This is a genomic window from Kribbella lupini (assembly GCF_039529595.1).
Taxonomy (GTDB): Bacteria; Actinomycetota; Actinomycetes; order Propionibacteriales; family Kribbellaceae; genus Kribbella; species Kribbella lupini.
The window spans coordinates 169,339-187,621 of the sequence record NZ_BAAANC010000004.1; the positions used below are offsets into that span (position 1 = coordinate 169,339).

Sequence of the window (18,283 nt, forward strand, 5' to 3'; positions counted from 1 at the left end):
TCGTCAGCTCCCCACCAGCGCGCCACGCAACGGGCGCAGAGCCTCGGACATCCGGACCAGCTCGCCTAGCATCGCGTCGGCCGATGCGGTCAGCGGTTCGGTCGGGACCAGGGTGCCGGCGTCGTCCAGCAGCTTGTGGACGAAAGGAATCGCCACTGCCTCGCCGACCGGCGTCATCTTCAGCGTGGTCAGCACCTGCTTGATCATCTGCGCAGCGCGGACACCGCCCGAGACGCCGCCGTAGCTGACCAGCCCGACCGGCTTGTACTGCCACTCGGCGTGCAGGTAGTCGATCGCGTTCTTCAGCACGGCGTTGAAGCCGAAGTTGTACTCCGGCATCACGAAGACGAACGCATCCGCCTCGTCGACCGTCCGGCTCCAGTCCAGCGTGTGCTGGTGGGTGTACTGCCGCAGGCGCGGGTGGTTCGGCTCGTCCATGAACGGCAGGTTGATCTCGGCCAGGTCCACCAGCTCGACCCGATCGAACCCTCCGTGCGCCACCGCGACCTGCTCGACCCACTGCGCGACGGGCAGGCCGACCCGCCCCGGACGGGTGCTGGCGATGACGATCTTGAGCACAGCCACAACTGCTCCTCTCGCGTGCCGGCCCGGGATGGGCCGTCTACGCAAGGTGATAAGGAATTCTTAGGGGCTAAGTATTCCTGAGTGCGCCCGAAGTGGCACGCGTCACGAATCGGCGTCGCCCATCACGAGGCCTTCGATCGTGTGCTTCTGGGTGATCGGCGTCAGCTCGTCGACGACCGGACAGTGCAGGTGGTCCAGCACTGCCGCCGGCAGCGTCTCCCGGTACGCCGAGGTGACGGCCAGGTCGTGGCGCTCGGCGTTGCCGGCGCCGGGGGCGTCCAGGCCGAGCACCAGGACCGGCCGGGACAACTGCGAACGGTTCTCGGTGCCGCGGTGGATGGTCAGCGCCGACCGGATCGAGAGGTCCCCCATCTGCGGGTACTTGCGGACGGCGAGCGCGCGGTACCGGTCGTACTCCGACTTGGGCGGGAACATTTGGTGCTCGAAGTCGTCACCGTGCTCCCACTGCGTGCCCGGCGCGATCTCGAACGGTCCCATCTCGTCGACGGTGTCGACCGTCGTCACGTTGATCGCCAGCGAGGTGAGCCGCTGCTGGGTCTTCGTCTCCTCCGGCATCGGGAAGTCGCGGTGCCACGGCTGGTACTGCGCGCCCGGCAGCGGTACGTCGAACCCGACCTCGACGATCTCGTACTCCGGGCCGAGCACGGCCTCGGCCACGCCGGTGATCCACGGATGCCCCGCCAGCTCGGCGAAACCGCGCAGCTGCTCGGGGTGGATCTCGACGTAGTACCGCTGCGGTCCCCGCCCGACGGCTCCCCCTGGCCGGGCCAGCGCTTCCTGGAACGCCACGTCGACGTCCTCGCCGAGCTGCCGCACCCACTCGCGAGTGAACGCGCCCTTGAACCCGACGATGCCGTCGGTGCGGATCTGCTCGACCGCCTCGGCGCACTGCTCGCCGGTCAGCGGCTCGTGGTCGTTGGTGCTCATCGGGGACCTCCCTGGCTCGTTCGCGCCAGTCTGACCACCGGTTCTACAACGATGCAACCGTTCGGCGTGCCGTGTGCCCGGCCGGTCCACCGGCCAGCTCGGCCAGGCGTGCCGGGGCCTGGCACAGCACCGCGCCTTCCGGGCACAGCGAAGGGGCCGCTCTGGTGTCCAGAGCGGCCCCGACGCGAAGTCTGCTGAAGGTCAGCGGGTCTCGCGGTGGTCGGTGTGGTCGTTGCAACGAGCGCAGTACTTCTTCATCTCCAGGCGGTCCGGGTCGTTGCGCCGGTTCTTCTTGGTGATGTAGTTGCGCTCTTTGCAGACGGTGCACGCCAGCGTGATCTTCGGGCGGATGTCCGTTGACTTGGCCACTGCTGCCTCTTCTTCTCAGGAGCGCGTCCCGGTCGGGTCGCGCTCACACATTGCCGTTTGGTGGGTAGCGGGGGCGGGAGTCGAACCCGCGACACCACGATTATGAGCCGTGTGCTCTAACCACCTGAGCTACCCCGCCAGAGAGTCCGTCACTCCACCCGGCGGACCGGGTGGTGCAGCGTTTCTCAGAGCCCCTTTACGGAATCGAACCGTAGACCTTCTCCTTACCATGGAGACGCTCTGCCGACTGAGCTAAAGGGGCGGGCCGAGGAGAGAGATTACACGGTCCGTGGCTCCGATGTGAAATCGAGCCCCGGACGGGTACTTCCCCCTCTGTCCGACCAGAGAAGCATACCGGGTCCGAGGGAGTGCTTCCGACCAAATCAAGGGTCGATTTCGTCAGCTCCAGACCCGGCTCGGGTACGTCGCCCGCAGGACCGGCAGGACGTCTGTGACGAAGCTCTCGACCGACGCCCGGTTCTCCGCGTCCGGCAAGCCCGGGACCTCCAGCGAGACGCCGGACAGCTCGTGGCCGAACGCCTCCTGGTACCGGCCGAACTTGTCGATCACCTCCTCCGGCGACCCGACCAGCACCGACCCGCCGGCCAGGAACTCCTCCAGCGTCCGGAACGGCAACTGGTTGTGCTTGGCCCCCGGCGAGTCCATGAACGCGTCGAAGACCGGCCGGTACCCCTCGACCGCGTCCTGCGAGTTCTTCCGGACGTAGAGCCCGTTGAACCCGGCCCCGACCACCGCGTCGGCCGGGTCGTGTCCGTACGCCACCCAGCGCTCCCGGTAGTGCCGGATCAGCCCGGCGTACTTCTCCATTGGGTGGAAGCCGTTCGCGGAGAACAGCGGCTCGCCCCACTTGGCCGCCAGCTCGGTGGACTCCGTCGAGCTGGCCGAGCCGTGCCAGATCGGGATGGCAGCCGCCGGAGCAACTCGTACTTCTCTCTGTTGCGCCCAGCTCCTCGGCCCACTGCGCCTGCTTCACCACGTGCTGGAACCGCTCGTACGGCGTGTGCTGGTGCCCGGTGATCGGGTCGGGTGAGTTGTCGATCAGGGTGTACGTGCAGAACTTCACCGGGGCCTCTTCTCGCCTGCGGTGACGGGGAGGGCGAGTCGGTTGCCTGCTGGGGGTGCGGGGCAGATGCCGTGGGCGGTGAAGGCCGACGGCGGGTTGATCGCTCGGTTGAAGTCCAGCTGGACCGACCCGTCGCGCTGCAGCTCGCCTGCCGTGAGAGTGCGCCAGCGGGCGGTCTCGTCGCCGTTCGTCTTGTCGTGGAAGGCCAGGTTGAGCCTGCCGTCCCCACCCGCGGTCACCGCCAGCTCGTACGCCGTACCGCCCAGAGCCAGGTGAACCGCCCCAACCAGCTTGAGCTGGGCGCGCAGGTCCGGCCGGGCTGTGTCCACCACGGTCCGCTCGGCCTGGTTGTACGGCGTGTAGTGGCCGGTGACCACCCAGGCCGGATCGACTGGGTACGTCGGTACTCCGGTGAAGCCTGTCCTGGTCGCTGCTGACGGGTCCCGCTGGCGGAGGGCGTACCGGCCGTCCCTGACGAGCAGCTCGACCAGGACCTCGCCGTACAGGAGCCAGCTGAGTGATGCGCCCTCCGGTACGCCGGCTGACGTCGTACCGACCAGCGGTTCGCCGTGCAGAGTCAGCTCGCCTCCTGCGCGGACGTGGGCTTGGCCGTCGGCCGTCCACCAGGTGCCGGGCAGACCGGGAACGCGGGCAGGTGTGTCGGTCAGCCAGTCGAAGGCGGAGACGGTGAGCCAGCCGTACTTGGTGGCGAGCTCCTGCTCGCGGGTGGTGTGCCAGTCCTCTTGAGTCGTGACGGTCATGAGGCCAGCTCCTGACGGTTGTGGGCTTCACGGCGGACTACTTCTTCTCTGACCAGCGGGATCACGTAGCGGCCGAAGTCGATGGCGTCGTCGTAGATGTCGTAGCCGCGGGCGGAGAAGATCCGGACGCCGAGGTCGTAGTAGTCGAGCAGCGCGGCGGCCACCGTCTCCGGCGTACCGACCAGTGCGGTCGAGTTGCCGCCTCCGCCGGTCAGGCCGGTCGGTGCGGTCCACAGCGCGCGGTCGTGCCGCTCGCCGGCCTCGACCGCTGCCAGCAGCCGACGCGAGCCGGCGTTCTCGGGAGTCTTGCTCGGATCCCGGAAGCGTCCCTTGCCCGGACCGCCCGCCTGGGCGTCCTTGATCCGGCCCAGGATCGACTCCGCCTTCGCCCAGGCCAGCTCCTCGGTCGGCGCGAGGATCGGACGGAACGCGATCTGGATCGTGGGGCGATCGGACCGTCCGGCCTTCGCCGCCTCGGCGTCGATCGTGGCCAGTTGCTCCTTGGTGCCGGCCAGCGGCTCGCCCCAGAGCGCGAAGATGTCCGCTTCCGCGGCCCCGACGGCGTACGCCGCGGCCGACGAACCACCGAAGGAGATCCGCGGGCGTGGCTGCTGCAGCGGCTTGATGTCCGCCACGGACTGCTCGAACTGGTAGTGCTGACCGGCGAAGTCGAACCGCTCGTCCGACGTCCAGGCCTGCTTGAGGATCTGGATGAACTCGCGCGTGCGTCCGTACCGGTCGTCCTTGGCCAGGAAGTCGCCCTCGGCGGCCTGGTCCGCGGTCGAGCCGCCGGTGATCACATGCACCTCGAACCGGCCGTCGCTGATGTGGTCCAGAGTGGCGAACGTCTTCGCGGTCAGCGTCGGGTAGGCGACGTTCGGCCGATGGGCGACGACCAGGTTGATCCGCTCGGTCCGGGTCGCGACGTACGCCGCGACGGTCGACGGGTCGGGCGAGCCGGAGTGGTAGGCGAACAGGATCCGGTCCCAGCCGTTGTCCTCGTGGGCCCGGGCCAGCTTGCTCGTGTACTCGAGGTCGAGCGGGCCGCCGGTCCGCGGGGTGACCTCGCTGGCCGGGTTCGTACCGGCGATGCCGAGGAACTCAACTGCCATGGTGACCTGCTTTCGTCGAGGTGGTCAGGAGCTGGAGCAGGCGCCGGGCGACCGCGTCGTTCTGGCGGAAGCCGGGGCCGTTGAAGTACGGGCGGGAGAAACCGCTGGAACCGGCCGATCCGGACACGGACGGGCCGAGCAGGAACAGTTCCGGGTGGACCGTTCCGTCGGCGCGGATCGCGCGGCAGTGGCTGTCGGCCTTGAGCTGGCCGCCGCCGAGGCTCGTACCGTCTCCGGCGATCAGCTCGTCCGCCGCGAGCAGGCCGTTGTCCAGCAGGCCTTTCAGCAGTGGATCGGTGGTGGCCAGTACGTCGGGGCGCGGGAGTCGTGCCTCGACGAAGGCGCGGGCGCGGATCTCGCCGGGGACGGCCGGGCTGGTGCCGACGAACTCGTTGTTGTCGAGGGCAACTGTCAGGCCGGGGCCGGTGAAGTGGATCAGGCCGGCGCGATGGAGGGCGAGCAGCTCTTCGAGCCGGCGCGGCGGCGGACCGCTGGCGACGAACGAGAAGAAGCCGTGCCACTCGGTCTCGACGTGGCGAACGCGGTCCTCGTCGGACAACCTGCCTTCGGTGATCGCGACCGAGAGGACGCTGTACACGCTGAGCAGGGCGTTGAAGACGGCGAGATCCGGCGAGTGCTGCGGATCGGCTCGGCGGAGCAGGTCGTTCTCGATCAGCTGTACGACGGTTTGGTCGAGGTGCGCGCGGTCGGTGAAGCCGACGCCGGCGAGGGGACGGTCGACGGCGGCGAGGTCGAAGTGGTCGTCCTCGCTCGGGACGGCTCGAGCTGCCGCCGTACGGAACTTGGCATCGGTGGGAAAGGTGTTGTCGAGGACGGTGAAGAACTCGTCCCAGGTCCAGGTGGTTCGCTCGGGATGGGCGGTGAAGAGTTGGCGGTAGTGCGCGTAGGTCAGCTCCTTGTCGATGAGCGGACGGAGCTGTTTCTCGTAGTCGAGAAGGCCGTCGCCGAGCTGCTCGAGGGCCTCCTTGGTGAGGTAACGCGTGGGGACCGGGGTGGTGCCGGCGACGGTGTAGCCGAGTTTCGCGTGGTACGGGACGCCGCGACGCGAGCCGGCGTACAGGATCGGTTCGTCGCCGCTGGGGTGGTAGGTGAGCAGGCCGGAGCACTCGTCGTACCAGCCGCCGCGGCCCTCCGTCAGCAGCACCATGAGGTCGATGAACGCCTGCCCGAGGCCGCGGACGATGACGTTCTCGCCCGCGCGCAGGCCGGACAGGTCGACGTCGGCGGTGTAGCCCGGCGGAAGGTAGGTCAGGCCGTACTTCTCGGCAGCGTTGCCCCAGGCAACTTCCTCTGCGGTCAGCTCGCGATCCAGGTACCCCAGCGCAAGCACCACCAGATCCGCCTGAATCTCACGGCCGGACTCCAGCCGCACCTTCTTCTCTTCGGTGAGTTGCACAGCGCGCTCGAGGTGCGTCTCCACCACCACGTTCGCCGGCAGCGAGCCCACGACGCGGTCCCACACCCACGCCAGGTACTCCGCCTGCACCAGCCGCGGCGGAAAGTCCATCGCCCCCGGCGGCTCGATCCCCGCCTCCTCCAGCACGGTGGCACCCGCCCCCACCACCCACTGATCCAACGCCGGTCCGGCCACCACAGGCCCCTCACACTCCACCGACTCGTCGGTGAAGATCGTGACGTCCGAAGCCATCGAGTTCATCCACAACAACCGCGACTGCTCCCGCCGCCAGATCCTCCCCCCACCCGCCGGATACGGATCCACCACATGCACCCGCACCGGCCGATCCCCCAACAACGCGGCCGCACTGGCCGCAAACCGCTCCAACACCCCCACCGTCCGAGGCCCACCCCCAACAAAAACCACAGTCGCCGGAGACTCGCGCTCGCGGGCTTCGCCCGCCTCGGTGGGTGGCTGGGCGTGGAGCGCACGACCGGGCACCGTCGTCGTCATCGGCTCAACCCCAGGTGACCCCGCAGCGTCGTACCCGAGTACTCCGTACGGAAGACCCCGCGCTCCCTCAGCAGCGGGACCACCCGGTCCACGAAGTCGTCCAGCCCACCAGGCGTCAAATGCGGGACGAGGACGAAGCCGTCGGCGGCGTCCTCCTGGACGTGGTGGTTCATCGCTTCGGCGACCGTGGTGGGGCTGCCGATGAAGGTCTGGCGATTCTGCTGGTTGATGACTGTCTGGCGCAGCGACCAACCGTTCGCCGCGGCCTGGGCTCTCCATTCGGCGACGATGGGGCCCGGATCGTTGTAGCCGACCCGGCCTTGGGTGACGGTCGAGCCGACGACCGGGTCCTCGGCGGGCAGCGGACCGTCGGGGTCGTACGACGAGAGGTCCCGCCCCCACAGCAGCTCCGCCAGCACGATCGCGGTGGGACCGGAGACCTGTTGCTCGCGGATGTGGTGGGCCTTGTCGACGGCCTCGGCATCTGTGTCGGCGACGACGACCGTGACGGCGGGCATGATCTTCAGGGAGTCCTCGGCGCGGCCGTGGCGTGGCAGGCGGGACTTGACGTCCTTGTAGAAGGTCTGGCCGGCCTCGAAGGAGCCGTGCCGGCTGAAGATCACATCCGCACCAGCGGCGGCGAAGTCGCGGCCCTGGTCGCTGTCGCCGGCTTGGATGACGACCGGGTGGCCCTGCGGGGAACGAGGCAACCCGAAGCGACCCTCGATGGTGAAGTGGTCACCGTCGTCCGCGAAGGTCCCGGCACCCGCACGGGCGAACACCCCGGCGGCCTGCGCGAGCACCAGGTCGTCGTCGGTCCACGCGTCCCACAGCGAGCGGACGATGCGCAGTGACTCCTCGGCCCGGACGTACCGGTCGGCCTTGTCGAGATACCCGCCGCGCCGGAAGTTCTCCCCGGTGAACGCGTCCCACGAGGTCACCACGTTCCACGCCGCGCGCCCGCCGGACAGGTGGTCCAGCGTCGCCAGCCGCTTGGCCAGTTCGTATGGCTCGTTGAACGTCGAGTTCACCGTCGCCGCCAGCCCGAGATGCGTCGTGACAGCGGCCAGCGCGCTCAGCACGGTCAGCGACTCCGGCCGCCCGACCACGTCGAGGTCGTGGATCCGCCCCTTCACCTCCCGCAGCCGCAGCCCCTCGGCCAGGAAGAAGAAGTCGAACGTCCCGCGCTCGGCCGTCTCCGCCAAATGCCGGAACGATGCGAAGTCGATCTGCGATCCCGACTCCGGGTCCGACCAGACCGTCGTGTTGTTCACGCCCGGAAAGTGCGCCGCCAGATGGATCTGCTTCGTCATCGCCGGCTCCCCTCGTAACGGTTGGCCGGCCGCGAAAGCCCCAGCCGGCTCCGCAGACTCCCCGGCCGTGCGGCCCCGACCAACGTCCGGTCCCGCAGCAACGGCAGCAACCGGTCGGCGATCAACGGCACGTCCAGCTCCAACGACGCCGGCCGGAGATGCACACCGTCGATCCCCGCAGCGGCCCACTCCTCGATCAGGTCCGCCAGCCGCGCCACCCCGCCGATATGGTCCAGCTCCTCGGCCCCGTCAGCACGCCGTACGGCGGTCGCCGTGTCGTCGTCCAGCAGCACGCTGATCGACAACAACACCCGCCCTGCCCCAGCAGCCCGTACGGCGGCCACCCGCGCCTCGACATCAGTTGCCCCTGGCAACAACACCAGGTCCACGTCCCCCGCGGCCTGGACGGCCTCAGGTGATGAAACCCGCAGCGCCGTCACCGGATGCCCCTGCGGCGGCCGCGGCACGATCGACGGCCCCTTCACCGAGAACGACGGGCTCTCGAAGTCGACGTAGTGGATCCGTTCCCGGTCCACGAACCGTCCGCTCGGCGCGTCCCGGATGATCGCGTCGTCCTCCCACGAGTCCCACAGCCGCCGGCTCACGTCGACGACGTACCGGGCCTCCCGCCAGGTATCCGCCTCAGGCGCAGGCGACCGCCGCCCGATCACCGCGGCCGCCTCGGCCGACGACGACACGTCGACCAGCCACCCGGCGCGCCCGGCCGACACCCAGTCGAGCGTCGCCACGGACGCCTGGACGTGGAACGGCTCGGTGTGTGTCACCGTGATCGTCGGCACCAGCCCGATCCGCTCGGTCGCCGGCGCGATCCGCGCCGCCAGCCCCAACGCGTCCAGCCGCGCACTCACCCGCTCCGGCACATCCGCCGGCGCCTCCAACGCGTCGGCGAACGTCGCGAGATCCACTCCCGCCGCCTCGGCCCGCTGCACGGCTCGCAGCGCCAGCTCCCCGGTGAGAATCGCCGAAGGATCCACCTCAGCACCCCGCCAAGCGCCGGGATGCCCGCCGGCACCGTCGATCTCCAGCGCCGTGATCAACCCGGTACGACGCGCCCGGTCCGCGGCGTCCGGCCGCCGCACTCCCCGGCTCATGAGGCCACCTGCAGCCGGACGCCCAGATCCTTCACGAACGGCAACGGCCCGATCGACTCCGGGTCGGCCTCGACGTCGAACTGCGGCTCAAACCCCACCGACAGATACAGCGCCGCCGCCTCAGGCTGCCGCGGCCCGGTCGTCAGGTACAGCTTCCGGTACCCGAGCTCTCCTGCCGCTCGCTCCAACTCGGCCAGCACCCGCCGCCCCAGCCCCTGCCGCCGATGCAGCTGCGACGTCCACATCCGCTTCACCTCCGCGGTCTCCTCGTCGTACCGGCGAATCGCCCCACCCGCGACGGTCTCGCCGTCGTGCCGCAGCAGCACGAACGCACCGCCCTGCTCACGGTGGAAGTCCGATGCCGGGACCTCCGTGAGCTGCGTGTTCTCGTTCGTCCGCCCGTACCGCGTGCTGTACTCGACGACCAGATCCGCCAGCAGCGGCGCCGCCTCGGGATCCTCGGGCCGCGCGAGCACGGCCTCCAGCGCGGCGGTCTGGATCGGCGCGCTGTCCACGACCGCCGATCCTTCGACCGTGGACAGGAACGCCTCGGTCACCTGGTAGAGCGGTCCCGACGCCGCCTGGTCCAGCAGCAGCCCGCCGCCGTCGTACAGGCGCACGTGCGACGACAGCACGAACCAGCCCTGCCCGATCGCTCCCGCGCCCAGGCTGGTCAGCACCGGCCGGAGCGCGTAGTCGATCACCAGCACGTGCGCCGGCGTCCCGCCCGTTGCTATCGGCAACACCGTCTTGCCCCGCAACGCGTACTGCGGCAGCAGGTCCAGGAACACCTTCAGCAACCCCGCGTACGCCGCCTTGTACACCGGCGTCGTCACCACCACGGCGTCGGCCGCGGCCAGTACGTCGATCGCCGCCCGGATCTCCGGGTCGTCGGCGCGTCCGCGCAGCAGCGGCTCGGCCGGGAGATCGCGCAGCACGATCGGCGTCACCACGTGCCCGTGGCTGAGCAGCCGCTTGGTCACGTACGACAGCACCGCGTCGGTGCGGGAAACCTCGGAGGGACTGCTCGAAATGGTTGCAATGGTCGCCATCAAAAAGCCCTTCTACTTCTGCTTGTCCTTGGGCAGCCCGGGCGGATTCACGAGCGACTTCTGCACGGCCTCGGCCTGCAGGCCCCACTTGGTCAGCACCTTGGTGTAGCTGCCGTCGGCGATCGCCGCGTTCAGGGCGTCGGCGACCGGCTTGGCCAGCCCGGAGCCCTTCTTGCTGGTGACTCCGACCAGCCCCTGCACCGGGTAGCTCGACGAGACCGTGCCGACGATCTCGGTCTTGCCCGCGGTGGCCACGTGATACGTGGAGGTCGGGTTCGGCCCGAGGTACAGATCGATCCGGCCCGACTCCAGGGCGAGGTAGTAGTCGGTCGCCGACTGGTAGTACTTCGGGGTCGCGGGCTTCAGCCCGGCGGCGACGTTCTGCTTGTTCCAGTCGAGCAGGATCGCCTCCTGCAGCGTGCCGGAGCTGACCGCGATCGTCCGGCCCGCGATGTCCGCCGGGCCCTTGACGGTCAGCCCGGAGCCCTTCTTCGCCTCGAAGGCGTGCAGGCCCAGCCGGTACGTCGCGAAGTCGTACTTCTCCTTGCGCAGCTCCGAGACCCCGATGTTCGAGATCCCGACGGCGTACTTGCCGGAGTCGATCCCGAGGAACAGGTTCTCCCAGCTCGTCGTCTGCACCTCGACCCGCAGCCCGAGCACGCTCGCGACCAGGTGCGCGATGTCGATGTCGACACCGATCGGTGTCTTGTTGTCGTCGGCCGTGAACCCCAACGGCGGCAGTCCACCGCCGGCCGATCCGCTGCCGACCACGAGCTTGCCGCTCTCGCGGATCGCGGCCGGCAGTTCCGCGGCGATGCTGTCCACCTTCGCGGGCGTCGGGCGCTCCTGGTCGGCCGAGGTGTCGAACGTGACCGGCGCGGCGCCGCCCGCGGCGGGCGGTCCGGCGGCCGGCTCGGTGACCGGGTCCGCGCAGCCGGCCAGCGCCAGCAATGCCACCAGAGCAACGAATGTCTTCTTCATGACAGGTTCCTCAGCTCGTCAACGGGAGGCCGGGCGGATTGAGCTCGGAGCGGTCGACCGCCTCGGTCGACACGTTCCAGCGCTCGAGGACCTTGGCGTAGCTGCCGTCGGCGATCACGGCGTTCAGCGCCGCCTGGTACGCCGGCGCGAGGCCACTGTCCTTCTTCGTCGTCGCCGCGATCAGCCCTTGCAACGACGGCCCGGCGCCGGAGAACTTGCCGATCGTCTCGGTCTGCCCGCCGGTCTTCACGTGGTACGCGATCGACGGGTTCGGCCCGAGGAACGCGTCGATCCGCCCGGAGCTCAGCGCCAGGTAGGTGTCGGGCTGGTTGTTGAAGTACTTGATCGTGGCCGCGGGCAACCCGGCCTTCACATTCGCCTCGTTCCAGTCGACCAGGATCTTCTCCTGGTTCGTGCCGGACCCGACCGCGATCGTCTTCCCTGCAATGTCCTTGCCCGAGGCGACCTTCCAGTCGCCGCCCTTCTTCGCCTCGAACGCGATGTCGTCCTTGCGGTACGTCGCGAAGTCGTACTTCTGCTTGCGCTTCTCGGTCACGGTGATGTTGGAGAAACCCGCGTCGTACTTCGCGGAGTCCAGGCCGACGAACAGGTTCTCCCAGCTGGTCACCTGGATCTCCGGCGTCAGCCCGAGCGCGCCCGCGACCAGGTGCGCGATGTCGACCTCGATCCCGATCGGGGTCTTGTTGTCGTCGGCCAGGAACCCGAGCGGCGGGTTGCCGCTGCCGAACCCCGCCCCGACGATCAGCGTGCCGCGCTCCCGGATCTTCGCCGGGAGCAGCGCGGCTGCCGCCTCGTTCTTGGTGGTGGTGACGCGCTGCTGGTCGACCGAGGTGTTCACTCCGGAGACGGCGGCGTTCTCGGTCTGCGGATCGGCGCCGCAGCCGGCGACCAGGACGGTGGCGGCGACGGCCGCGAGCAGGAGTCTCATCACAGGACCTTGGAGATGAAGGCGCGGGTGCGCTCGTGGGTGGGGTTGTCCAGGACGTCGTACGGCGGGCCGGACTCGACGATCACGCCGCCGTCGATGAACACGACGGTGTCGGCGATCTCCCGGGCGAAACCGATCTCGTGGGTGACCACGACCATCGTCGAGCCGTCGCGGGCGAGCTCCTTGATCACGTCGAGGACCTCGCCGACCAGCTCCGGGTCGAGCGCGCTGGTCGGCTCGTCGAACAGCAGCACCTTCGGCCGCAGCGCCAGCGCGCGGGCGATCGCGACCCGTTGCTGCTGCCCGCCGGACAGCTGGCGGGGATAGACGTCGGCCTTGTCACCGACGCCGACGCGTTCGAGCAGCTTGCGCGCTTCGGGCTCGACGTCGCGGCGCTTGCGGCGCTGGGCCGCGACCGGCGCCTCGACCACGTTCTGCAGCGCGGTCAGGTGCCCGAACAGGTTGAAGTTCTGGAACACGAAGCCGACCTGGGAGCGCTGGTGCAGGATCTCGCGCTCACGCAGCTCGTGCAGCTTGTTGCCGCGGCGGCGGTAGCCGATCAGCTCGCCGTCGATCCGGACCAGGCCGCGGTCCACCTTCTCCAGGTGGTTGATCGACCGCAGCAGCGTCGACTTGCCGGAGCCGGACGGTCCGAGGATCACCGTGACGGTGCCGGCCTTCACCTCCAGGTCGACGCCCTTCAGCACCTCCAGCGTGCCGAACGACTTGTGCACGCCCTTGAGATCCACCATCACCGTCATCGCGCACCCGCCTTCGCGGTCCAGCTCTGCCATGTACGCCGTACGCGCTGCAGCGGGGTCGGCGGGAGCTCACGCGTCGTCCCGCGGGCGAAGTGCCGCTCGACGTAGAACTGGACGACCGACAGCAGCGTGGTCAGCACGATGTACCAGACCGTTGCCACCATCAGCAAAGGCACCACCCGGCTGTTCCGGCCGTAGATCACCTGGACCTGGTAGAAGAGCTCGGGGATCGCCATCACCGAGACGATCGACGTGCCCTTGAACAGGCTGATCACCTCGTTCGCGCCGTTCGGCAGGATCGCCCGCATCGCCTGCGGCAGCACGATCCGGAAGAACTGCCGCAACCTGGGGATGCCCAGCGCGGCCGCCGCCTCGGTCTGGCCCTGGTCGACCGACACGATGCCGCCACGGATGATCTCCGCGGCGTACGCCGCCTGGTGCAGCGCGAGTCCCAGGACGGCGGCTCCGAGCGGACCGAACAGGTTGTTGGTGCTGAAGCGCACGAACTCCGGGCCGAACGGGATGCCCAGGCTGAGCTCGTTGTAGAGGTAGGCCAGGTTGAACCAGAACAGCAGCTGGACGATCAGCGGGATCGAGCGGAACGCCCAGATGTAGCCCCAGGCAACTACTTGCAGGAACGGGCTGCCGGACAGCCGCATCGCGGCGACCACGCCGCCGAGCGCGAAACCCAGCACCGTGCCGTACACGGTGAGCTGGATCGTCACCCACAGCGCGGACAGCACCGTCCGGGTGGTGAAGAACGCGAAGAACGTCGGCCAGTCCCACCCGGGATTGGTGATCAGGCCGTGCACGAACATCGCCAGCAGGGTCAGGACGACGGCGACGCCGACCCAGCGCCACGGGTGCCGATGACCCACCACCGGCAGGTCCGCGTCGGCCAGAAAGGCGGAATCAGGCGGATCGGCCGCGCGGGCCGACGTCAAGGAACTCAGGGACACGGTCTACTCCAGGGCGGTGGGCAGGCAGCGGGCGCGCGCCCGGTTTGCGGACACAGCGCGGCAGACGTCCCCTGTGAGAGGACGCCGTGGAGATCGTCGGCTTCGTCAGACCAGTATCGAATGTGAAGTAAGTCGGTTGACTAACTTCTCAAATGATGGACGGCCTATAGCCGATGCAGAGGGCTGCTCGGTGCCATGACGCCCGTGATGCTGGTCACTACGATTTTCAATTACCCGGCGGTCGGATTCACGCTCAGAGGCGACGCGGAGGCAATTGCCAGTGACAGCGAGTAGCGGTTTTCGCCGTTCCGGTCGCACTGCGCGTTTGAGGGGACCGTGATCTCGTCGTTATGGTCGTTGAGCCGCTGCGGGGAATCCGTGGCGGCAAGCTGCTGCGGGTCTCCGTGGCGGCGACTCGACTTGGAAGGCCCCTCCCCGTGTCCCCTCGCCATGACGTGCCGGAAGCAGAACGGCCGGCACTTCGTCGCCCGGTCGCTCCCCGTCGGGTGGCCAAGCACCGTTCCGCCCGGCGAAGTCAGGTTCGCGGCCTGCAGCTGGTCGGCCTGACGGCCGCCCTGGCCGCCGCGGCCGGTACGGCCGCCGCGGGTTTCGCGACCCCGTCCACCTCGGCCTCGGCCGGAACCACCCTCAGCTCGGCCCAGGCCGAGGCCCTGACCACCGCCCGCGTCGAGCGGCGCGACCTGGGCTCGCGTGACCTGTCGCGCTTCGAGCTCTCGCTGGCCTCGACGCAGAAGGCGGCGCAGGAGGCGAAGGCGGCGCAGGTCGCCAAGGCTCGCGCCGCCCAGCTCGCCGCGAACGCGACGCTCACCGAGCGCCGTGCGCTCGCGCTGGCGGCCGCCAAGGCGACCGCCGCGAAGAAGGCCGCGGCCGCGACCCAGGCCGCTGCTGCCGCCAAGGCCGCGGCCGAGGCGACGGAGCGCGCCGCCGCCGCCAAGCGGATCGTGCTGCCGACCACCGGGTACCACCTGACCGCGCGCTTCGGGCAGGGCGGCAGCCGCTGGGCCAGCAACCACACCGGCCTCGACTTCGCCGCCCCGATCGGTACGCCGGTGCGCTCGGTGCTGCCGGGCGAGGTCATCCAGGCGGAGTTCGCGGGCGCCTACGGGCGTCAGGTGAAGGTCCGTCACGCCGACGGCACCGTCACGTCGTACGGGCACATGTCGGAGTTCACCGTGAACGTCGGCGACGTCGTCGCGGCCGGCACCCAGGTCGGTTCGATCGGGATGTCCGGCAACACGACCGGCCCGCACGTGCACTTCGAGGTCCTGCTCGGCGGCACCGAGCAGATCGACCCGGAGCCGTGGCTGCGGGACCACGGGGTCAACCCCTAGAGACCCCTAGAGCATCAGGGCCAGGTCGAGACTGTCGACGTACTGGCCGTCGATCAGGAACTCTCGTGGGTGAGTTCCTTCGACGACGTAACCGTGGCGCTCGTACAGACGCCTTGCGACGGTGTTCACACCGTGCACGTGCAAGGCGATCTTGCGGGCGCCGCGGCGTCTCCCCTCGGCGGCGACGGCCTCCATCAGGACCGAGCCGACGCCCTGCCCCCGCGCGTCGACGGCGACCGCGAGCCCATTGATCGAGAGCACGCCCGCGCCTTCGGGGAACGGGTACTTGTCCTGCAGGCGGACGTAGCCGATCACCCGCCCATCGAGCTCGGCGACCAGGAACGCGTCAGGCCCCCAGCGCTCGGCGAAGAACGTGGTCCGCTCCCCTGCCGTCAACGACGGGAATCCGGAGCTCGCGTCCCAGGCGGTCAGCTCGATCTCGAGCAGGGCGGCTTCGTCGTCCGCCACCGCTCGGCGAACAGTCACACGATGGTCGCTCACCTCGCCATCTTCGGATACTGAGAGGTCAGACGGTTTCCCGAGGCGGATCCTCTCCGGTCGCGAGCGACCGTTGCGCCCAGGCGACGTCGTGCCAGGCGCCGTTCTTCCAGCCGATCTTCCGGTAGGTGCCGATCGGATCGAAGCCGAGCGCGGTGTGCAGGCCGACGCTCGCGTCGTTCGGCAGGGTCATCCCGGCGACCGCCGTCCGGAATCCGCGCTCGGTCAGGCGCTCGAAGAGGGCTTCGTACAAGGCGCGGCCACCACCGGTACGACGCCGGCCGAGCTCGAGGTAGATGCTCACCTCGCACGACCACCGGTACGCCGCCCGCTCCTTCATCGGCCGGCTGTACGCGTACCCGACGACCCGCCCGCCGTCGTCCTCCAGCACCAGCCAGGCGTGGCTCTTCTGCGCGACGATGATCCGCTCCGCCACCTCCGCCTCGCTCGGCGGCTCGACCTCGAAGGTGATCGCCGTCTCGCGGACGTACGGCGCATAGATCGCCGCACAGGCGGCCGCGTCCTGTCCCGGCACCGCATCCCTGATCTTCATGCCACCATAGTAGCCACAGCTGCCGCTATAGTGGCAAGCATGGATCAGCTCTCCGCTTCCCTGGCCGCGACCCTGCAGGCCGCCCGGCACGACCGGGACCTGTCGGTGAACGCGCTGGCCGAGCGCTCCGGCGTCTCGCGCGCGATGATCGGCAAGATCGAGCGCGGCGAGGCGCAGCCGACCGCCGTACTGCTCGGGCGGCTGTCCGGCGCGCTCGGCATGACCCTGTCGGAGCTGGTCGCCCGCGCCGAGCGGTCCGACGGCGACGAAGGTCGCGTACGTCGTACCGCCGATCAGCCGGTCTGGACCGACCCGGCGACCGGCTACCGGCGCCGCGCCGTCTCGCCCGGCACCGACTCGCCGCTGGAACTGGTCGAGGTCGAACTGCCGCCGGGCGCCTCGGTCTCGTACCCGGCCGACGCGTACATCTTCAAGACCCAGCAGCTGTGGGTCCTGTCCGGCCGGCTGCGCTTCCACGAGGGGGAGCTCGCGCACGACCTGGACGCCGGCGACTGCATCGAGCTCGGCGTACCGTCGCCGACCACGTTCCACAATCCTTCGACCGCTGTCTGCCGCTATCTCGTGGCACTTGTCAAGACTCGTTCCTGACCGGGGGCCGGTCGTGGTTGAGTACGTCCATGGAGGTTTCACCGCTGGTCTGGATCCTGACCATCGCCGGCATCCTGGGGCTGCTTGCCTTCGACTACTTCTTCCACGTCCGGCGCGCGCACGTGCCGCAGCTGCGCGAGGCCGCGGTCTGGTCCAGCGTGTACGTCGGGATCGCGCTGCTGTTCGGCGTCGGCACGTTCGTCTTCGGCGGGACCGCGATGGGCTCGGAGTACTTCGCCGGGTACGTCACCGAGAAGGCGCTGTCGGTCGACAACCTGTTCGTGTTCCTGATCATCATGACCAGCTTCCGGGTGCCGCGGGAGGACCAGCAGAAGGTGCTGCTGTTCGGCATCATGTTCTCGCTGGTCGCGCGGACCGGCTTCATCCTGCTCGGGTCGGCGCTGATCAACACGTTCGCGTGGGTCTTCTACCTGTTCGGCCTCGCCCTGCTGCTGACGGCCGGCAACATGCTCCGGCCGTCGACCGAGGAGTCGCACTCCGCGCAGAACATCGTCGTCCGGCTGAGCCGGCGGCTGTTCCGGACCACCGAGTACTACGACGGCGACAGGCTGTTCACCGTCGTCGACGGCAAGCGCGCGATGACCCCGATGCTGCTGGTGATGGTCGCCATCGGCGGCACCGACCTGATGTTCGCACTGGACTCGATCCCGGCGATCTTCGGCCTGACCCAGAACGTCTACGTCGTCTTCACCGCCACGGCCTTCAGTCTCCTCGGCCTGCGCCAGCTCTACTTCCTCCTCGACGGCCTGCTCGACCGCCTGATCTACCTGTCCTTCGGCCTGGCCGCCATCCTCGGATTCATCGGCGTCAAACTCGTCCTGCACGCCCTGCACGAGAACAACGTCCCGTTCATCAACGGCGGCAACCACATCGAGGTCGCCGAGATCAGCACCGGCCTGTCCCTGCTGGTCATCCTCGTCGTCCTCGTCGTCACCGTCCTGGCCTCCCTCCTCAGCACCCGAGGCCGCACCCAGACCGCCATGGCCAACGCCCGCCGCGACGCCACGGCGTACCTGGACTCCGAGTACACCGACGACCCGGTCGAACGCGAACGCATCTACCGACGCCTGATCGAGTCCCGCGACCACATCATCAAGCTCGGCCCGAAGGCGAAACAGATCGTCAAGAACGAGCCCGAACTCCTCGAACTGTGCGGCCGGGCGTCGTTGAGCCACGACGCAGCCATCGCCAGCGGGCAACACCCCGGCGACGACGTCCTGGGGCCTGATCCCGCGCCGATGTCCCACTCCTGAGCACACCCCCGCGGGCTGCTCAGCTCGCCGGCGCTCGCACGCGGGCTGCTCCGACACGCCCTTTGTTGGGTGCGCGTGCTG

18 protein-coding genes, 2 tRNA genes and 1 pseudogene are annotated in these 18,283 nt (G+C 69.2%); 3 read left to right on the forward strand and 18 right to left on the reverse strand.

Going from position 1 to position 18,283, the window contains the following annotated elements; all coding sequences use genetic code 11:
- Nucleotides 1-3 precede the first annotated feature (3 nt).
- The 16 genes and pseudogenes from ABD235_RS33835 to ABD235_RS33910 all read right to left on the reverse strand — a co-directional run bounded on the left by ABD235_RS33835 (nt 4) and on the right by ABD235_RS33910 (nt 13,916).
- A complete protein-coding gene (locus tag ABD235_RS33835) occupies nt 4-585 on the reverse strand; it encodes an NADPH-dependent FMN reductase (protein ID WP_344181660.1) in 582 nt (193 codons plus the stop codon).
- Nucleotides 586-687: 102 nt separating this feature from the next.
- The gene (locus ABD235_RS33840; protein ID WP_344181662.1) at nt 688-1,533 is read right to left on the reverse strand and encodes a phytanoyl-CoA dioxygenase family protein; all 846 of its coding nucleotides are present in this window, start codon (nt 1,531-1,533) and stop codon (nt 688-690) included.
- Nucleotides 1,534-1,734: 201 nt separating this feature from the next.
- Entirely contained in the window at nt 1,735-1,902 is a 168-nt protein-coding gene (gene rpmG / locus ABD235_RS33845; protein WP_012923742.1) for a 50S ribosomal protein L33, read from the reverse strand.
- 65 nt (nt 1,903-1,967) lie between these two features.
- Nucleotides 1,968-2,041 (reverse strand) — tRNA-Met (locus tag ABD235_RS33850).
- A 50-nt stretch (nt 2,042-2,091) separates the two neighbouring features.
- Nucleotides 2,092-2,164: transfer RNA gene (locus ABD235_RS33855), tRNA-Thr, on the reverse strand.
- Between the two features lie 137 nt (nt 2,165-2,301).
- Nucleotides 2,302-2,844 (reverse strand): annotated as a pseudogene (locus tag ABD235_RS33860) (LLM class flavin-dependent oxidoreductase); the annotation flags it as partial.
- A gap of 138 nt (nt 2,845-2,982) precedes the next feature.
- Nucleotides 2,983-3,747: a DUF1684 domain-containing protein gene (locus ABD235_RS33865; protein ID WP_344181664.1), complete on the reverse strand. Its 765-nt coding sequence runs from the start codon at nt 3,745-3,747 to the stop codon at nt 2,983-2,985.
- Nucleotides 3,744-4,859, reverse strand: coding sequence for an LLM class flavin-dependent oxidoreductase (locus ABD235_RS33870; protein ID WP_344181665.1), 1,116 nt, complete (start codon nt 4,857-4,859; stop codon nt 3,744-3,746). Before ABD235_RS33870 ends, ABD235_RS33865 begins: the two co-directional genes overlap by 4 nt.
- The gene (locus ABD235_RS33875) at nt 4,849-6,789 is read right to left on the reverse strand and encodes an FAD/NAD(P)-binding protein (RefSeq protein ID WP_344181666.1); all 1,941 of its coding nucleotides are present in this window, start codon (nt 6,787-6,789) and stop codon (nt 4,849-4,851) included. Before ABD235_RS33875 ends, ABD235_RS33870 begins: the two co-directional genes overlap by 11 nt.
- Entirely contained in the window at nt 6,786-8,102 is a 1,317-nt protein-coding gene (locus ABD235_RS33880; protein ID WP_344181668.1) for an NtaA/DmoA family FMN-dependent monooxygenase, read from the reverse strand. The genes ABD235_RS33875 and ABD235_RS33880 overlap by 4 nt, the downstream gene beginning before the upstream one ends.
- Nucleotides 8,099-9,214, reverse strand: a complete 1,116-nt coding sequence (locus tag ABD235_RS33885; RefSeq protein WP_344181670.1) for an LLM class flavin-dependent oxidoreductase — start codon at nt 9,212-9,214, stop codon at nt 8,099-8,101. The genes ABD235_RS33880 and ABD235_RS33885 overlap by 4 nt, the downstream gene beginning before the upstream one ends.
- Nucleotides 9,211-10,266: an NADPH-dependent FMN reductase gene (gene ssuE, locus ABD235_RS33890; protein ID WP_344181672.1), complete on the reverse strand. Its 1,056-nt coding sequence runs from the start codon at nt 10,264-10,266 to the stop codon at nt 9,211-9,213. The genes ABD235_RS33885 and ssuE overlap by 4 nt, the downstream gene beginning before the upstream one ends.
- 12 nt (nt 10,267-10,278) lie before the next feature.
- The gene (locus tag ABD235_RS33895; protein ID WP_344181674.1) at nt 10,279-11,247 is read right to left on the reverse strand and encodes an ABC transporter substrate-binding protein; all 969 of its coding nucleotides are present in this window, start codon (nt 11,245-11,247) and stop codon (nt 10,279-10,281) included.
- A gap of 10 nt (nt 11,248-11,257) precedes the next feature.
- Nucleotides 11,258-12,196: an ABC transporter substrate-binding protein gene (locus ABD235_RS33900; protein WP_344181676.1), complete on the reverse strand. Its 939-nt coding sequence runs from the start codon at nt 12,194-12,196 to the stop codon at nt 11,258-11,260.
- Complete coding sequence (locus tag ABD235_RS33905) at nt 12,196-12,990, reverse strand: amino acid ABC transporter ATP-binding protein (protein ID WP_425553211.1); 795 nt, start codon at nt 12,988-12,990, stop codon at nt 12,196-12,198. The genes ABD235_RS33900 and ABD235_RS33905 overlap by 1 nt, the downstream gene beginning before the upstream one ends.
- Nucleotides 12,954-13,916 (reverse strand): amino acid ABC transporter permease, encoded by a 963-nt coding sequence (locus ABD235_RS33910; RefSeq protein ID WP_344181678.1) that lies wholly within the window; start codon nt 13,914-13,916, stop codon nt 12,954-12,956. The genes ABD235_RS33905 and ABD235_RS33910 overlap by 37 nt, the downstream gene beginning before the upstream one ends.
- Nucleotides 13,917-14,422: 506 nt before the next feature.
- On the opposite strand from ABD235_RS33910, the gene ABD235_RS33915 reads away from it, so the two are divergent.
- Nucleotides 14,423-15,268 carry a M23 family metallopeptidase gene (locus ABD235_RS33915; protein WP_344181680.1) on the forward strand — a complete coding sequence of 282 codons (846 nt, stop codon included), beginning with the start codon at nt 14,423-14,425 and terminating at the stop codon, nt 15,266-15,268.
- Nucleotides 15,269-15,274: 6 nt separating this feature from the next.
- On the opposite strand, the gene ABD235_RS33920 is transcribed toward ABD235_RS33915, so the two are convergent.
- Together ABD235_RS33920 and ABD235_RS33925 are read right to left on the reverse strand one after the other, a co-directional pair.
- Nucleotides 15,275-15,769, reverse strand: a complete 495-nt coding sequence (locus tag ABD235_RS33920; protein WP_344181682.1) for a GNAT family N-acetyltransferase — start codon at nt 15,767-15,769, stop codon at nt 15,275-15,277.
- Nucleotides 15,770-15,794: 25 nt separating this feature from the next.
- The gene (locus ABD235_RS33925; protein WP_344181684.1) at nt 15,795-16,319 is read right to left on the reverse strand and encodes a GNAT family N-acetyltransferase; all 525 of its coding nucleotides are present in this window, start codon (nt 16,317-16,319) and stop codon (nt 15,795-15,797) included.
- Nucleotides 16,320-16,358: 39 nt separating this feature from the next.
- Between ABD235_RS33925 and ABD235_RS33930 the strand changes: the two genes are divergently transcribed.
- Nucleotides 16,359-16,928 (forward strand): helix-turn-helix domain-containing protein, encoded by a 570-nt coding sequence (locus ABD235_RS33930; RefSeq protein WP_344181686.1) that lies wholly within the window; start codon nt 16,359-16,361, stop codon nt 16,926-16,928.
- 29 nt (nt 16,929-16,957) lie between these two features.
- On the forward strand, nt 16,958-18,202 hold the full coding sequence (locus ABD235_RS33935; RefSeq protein ID WP_344181688.1) for a TerC family protein: 1,245 nt from the start codon (nt 16,958-16,960) through the stop codon (nt 18,200-18,202).
- Nucleotides 18,203-18,283 lie beyond the last annotated feature (81 nt).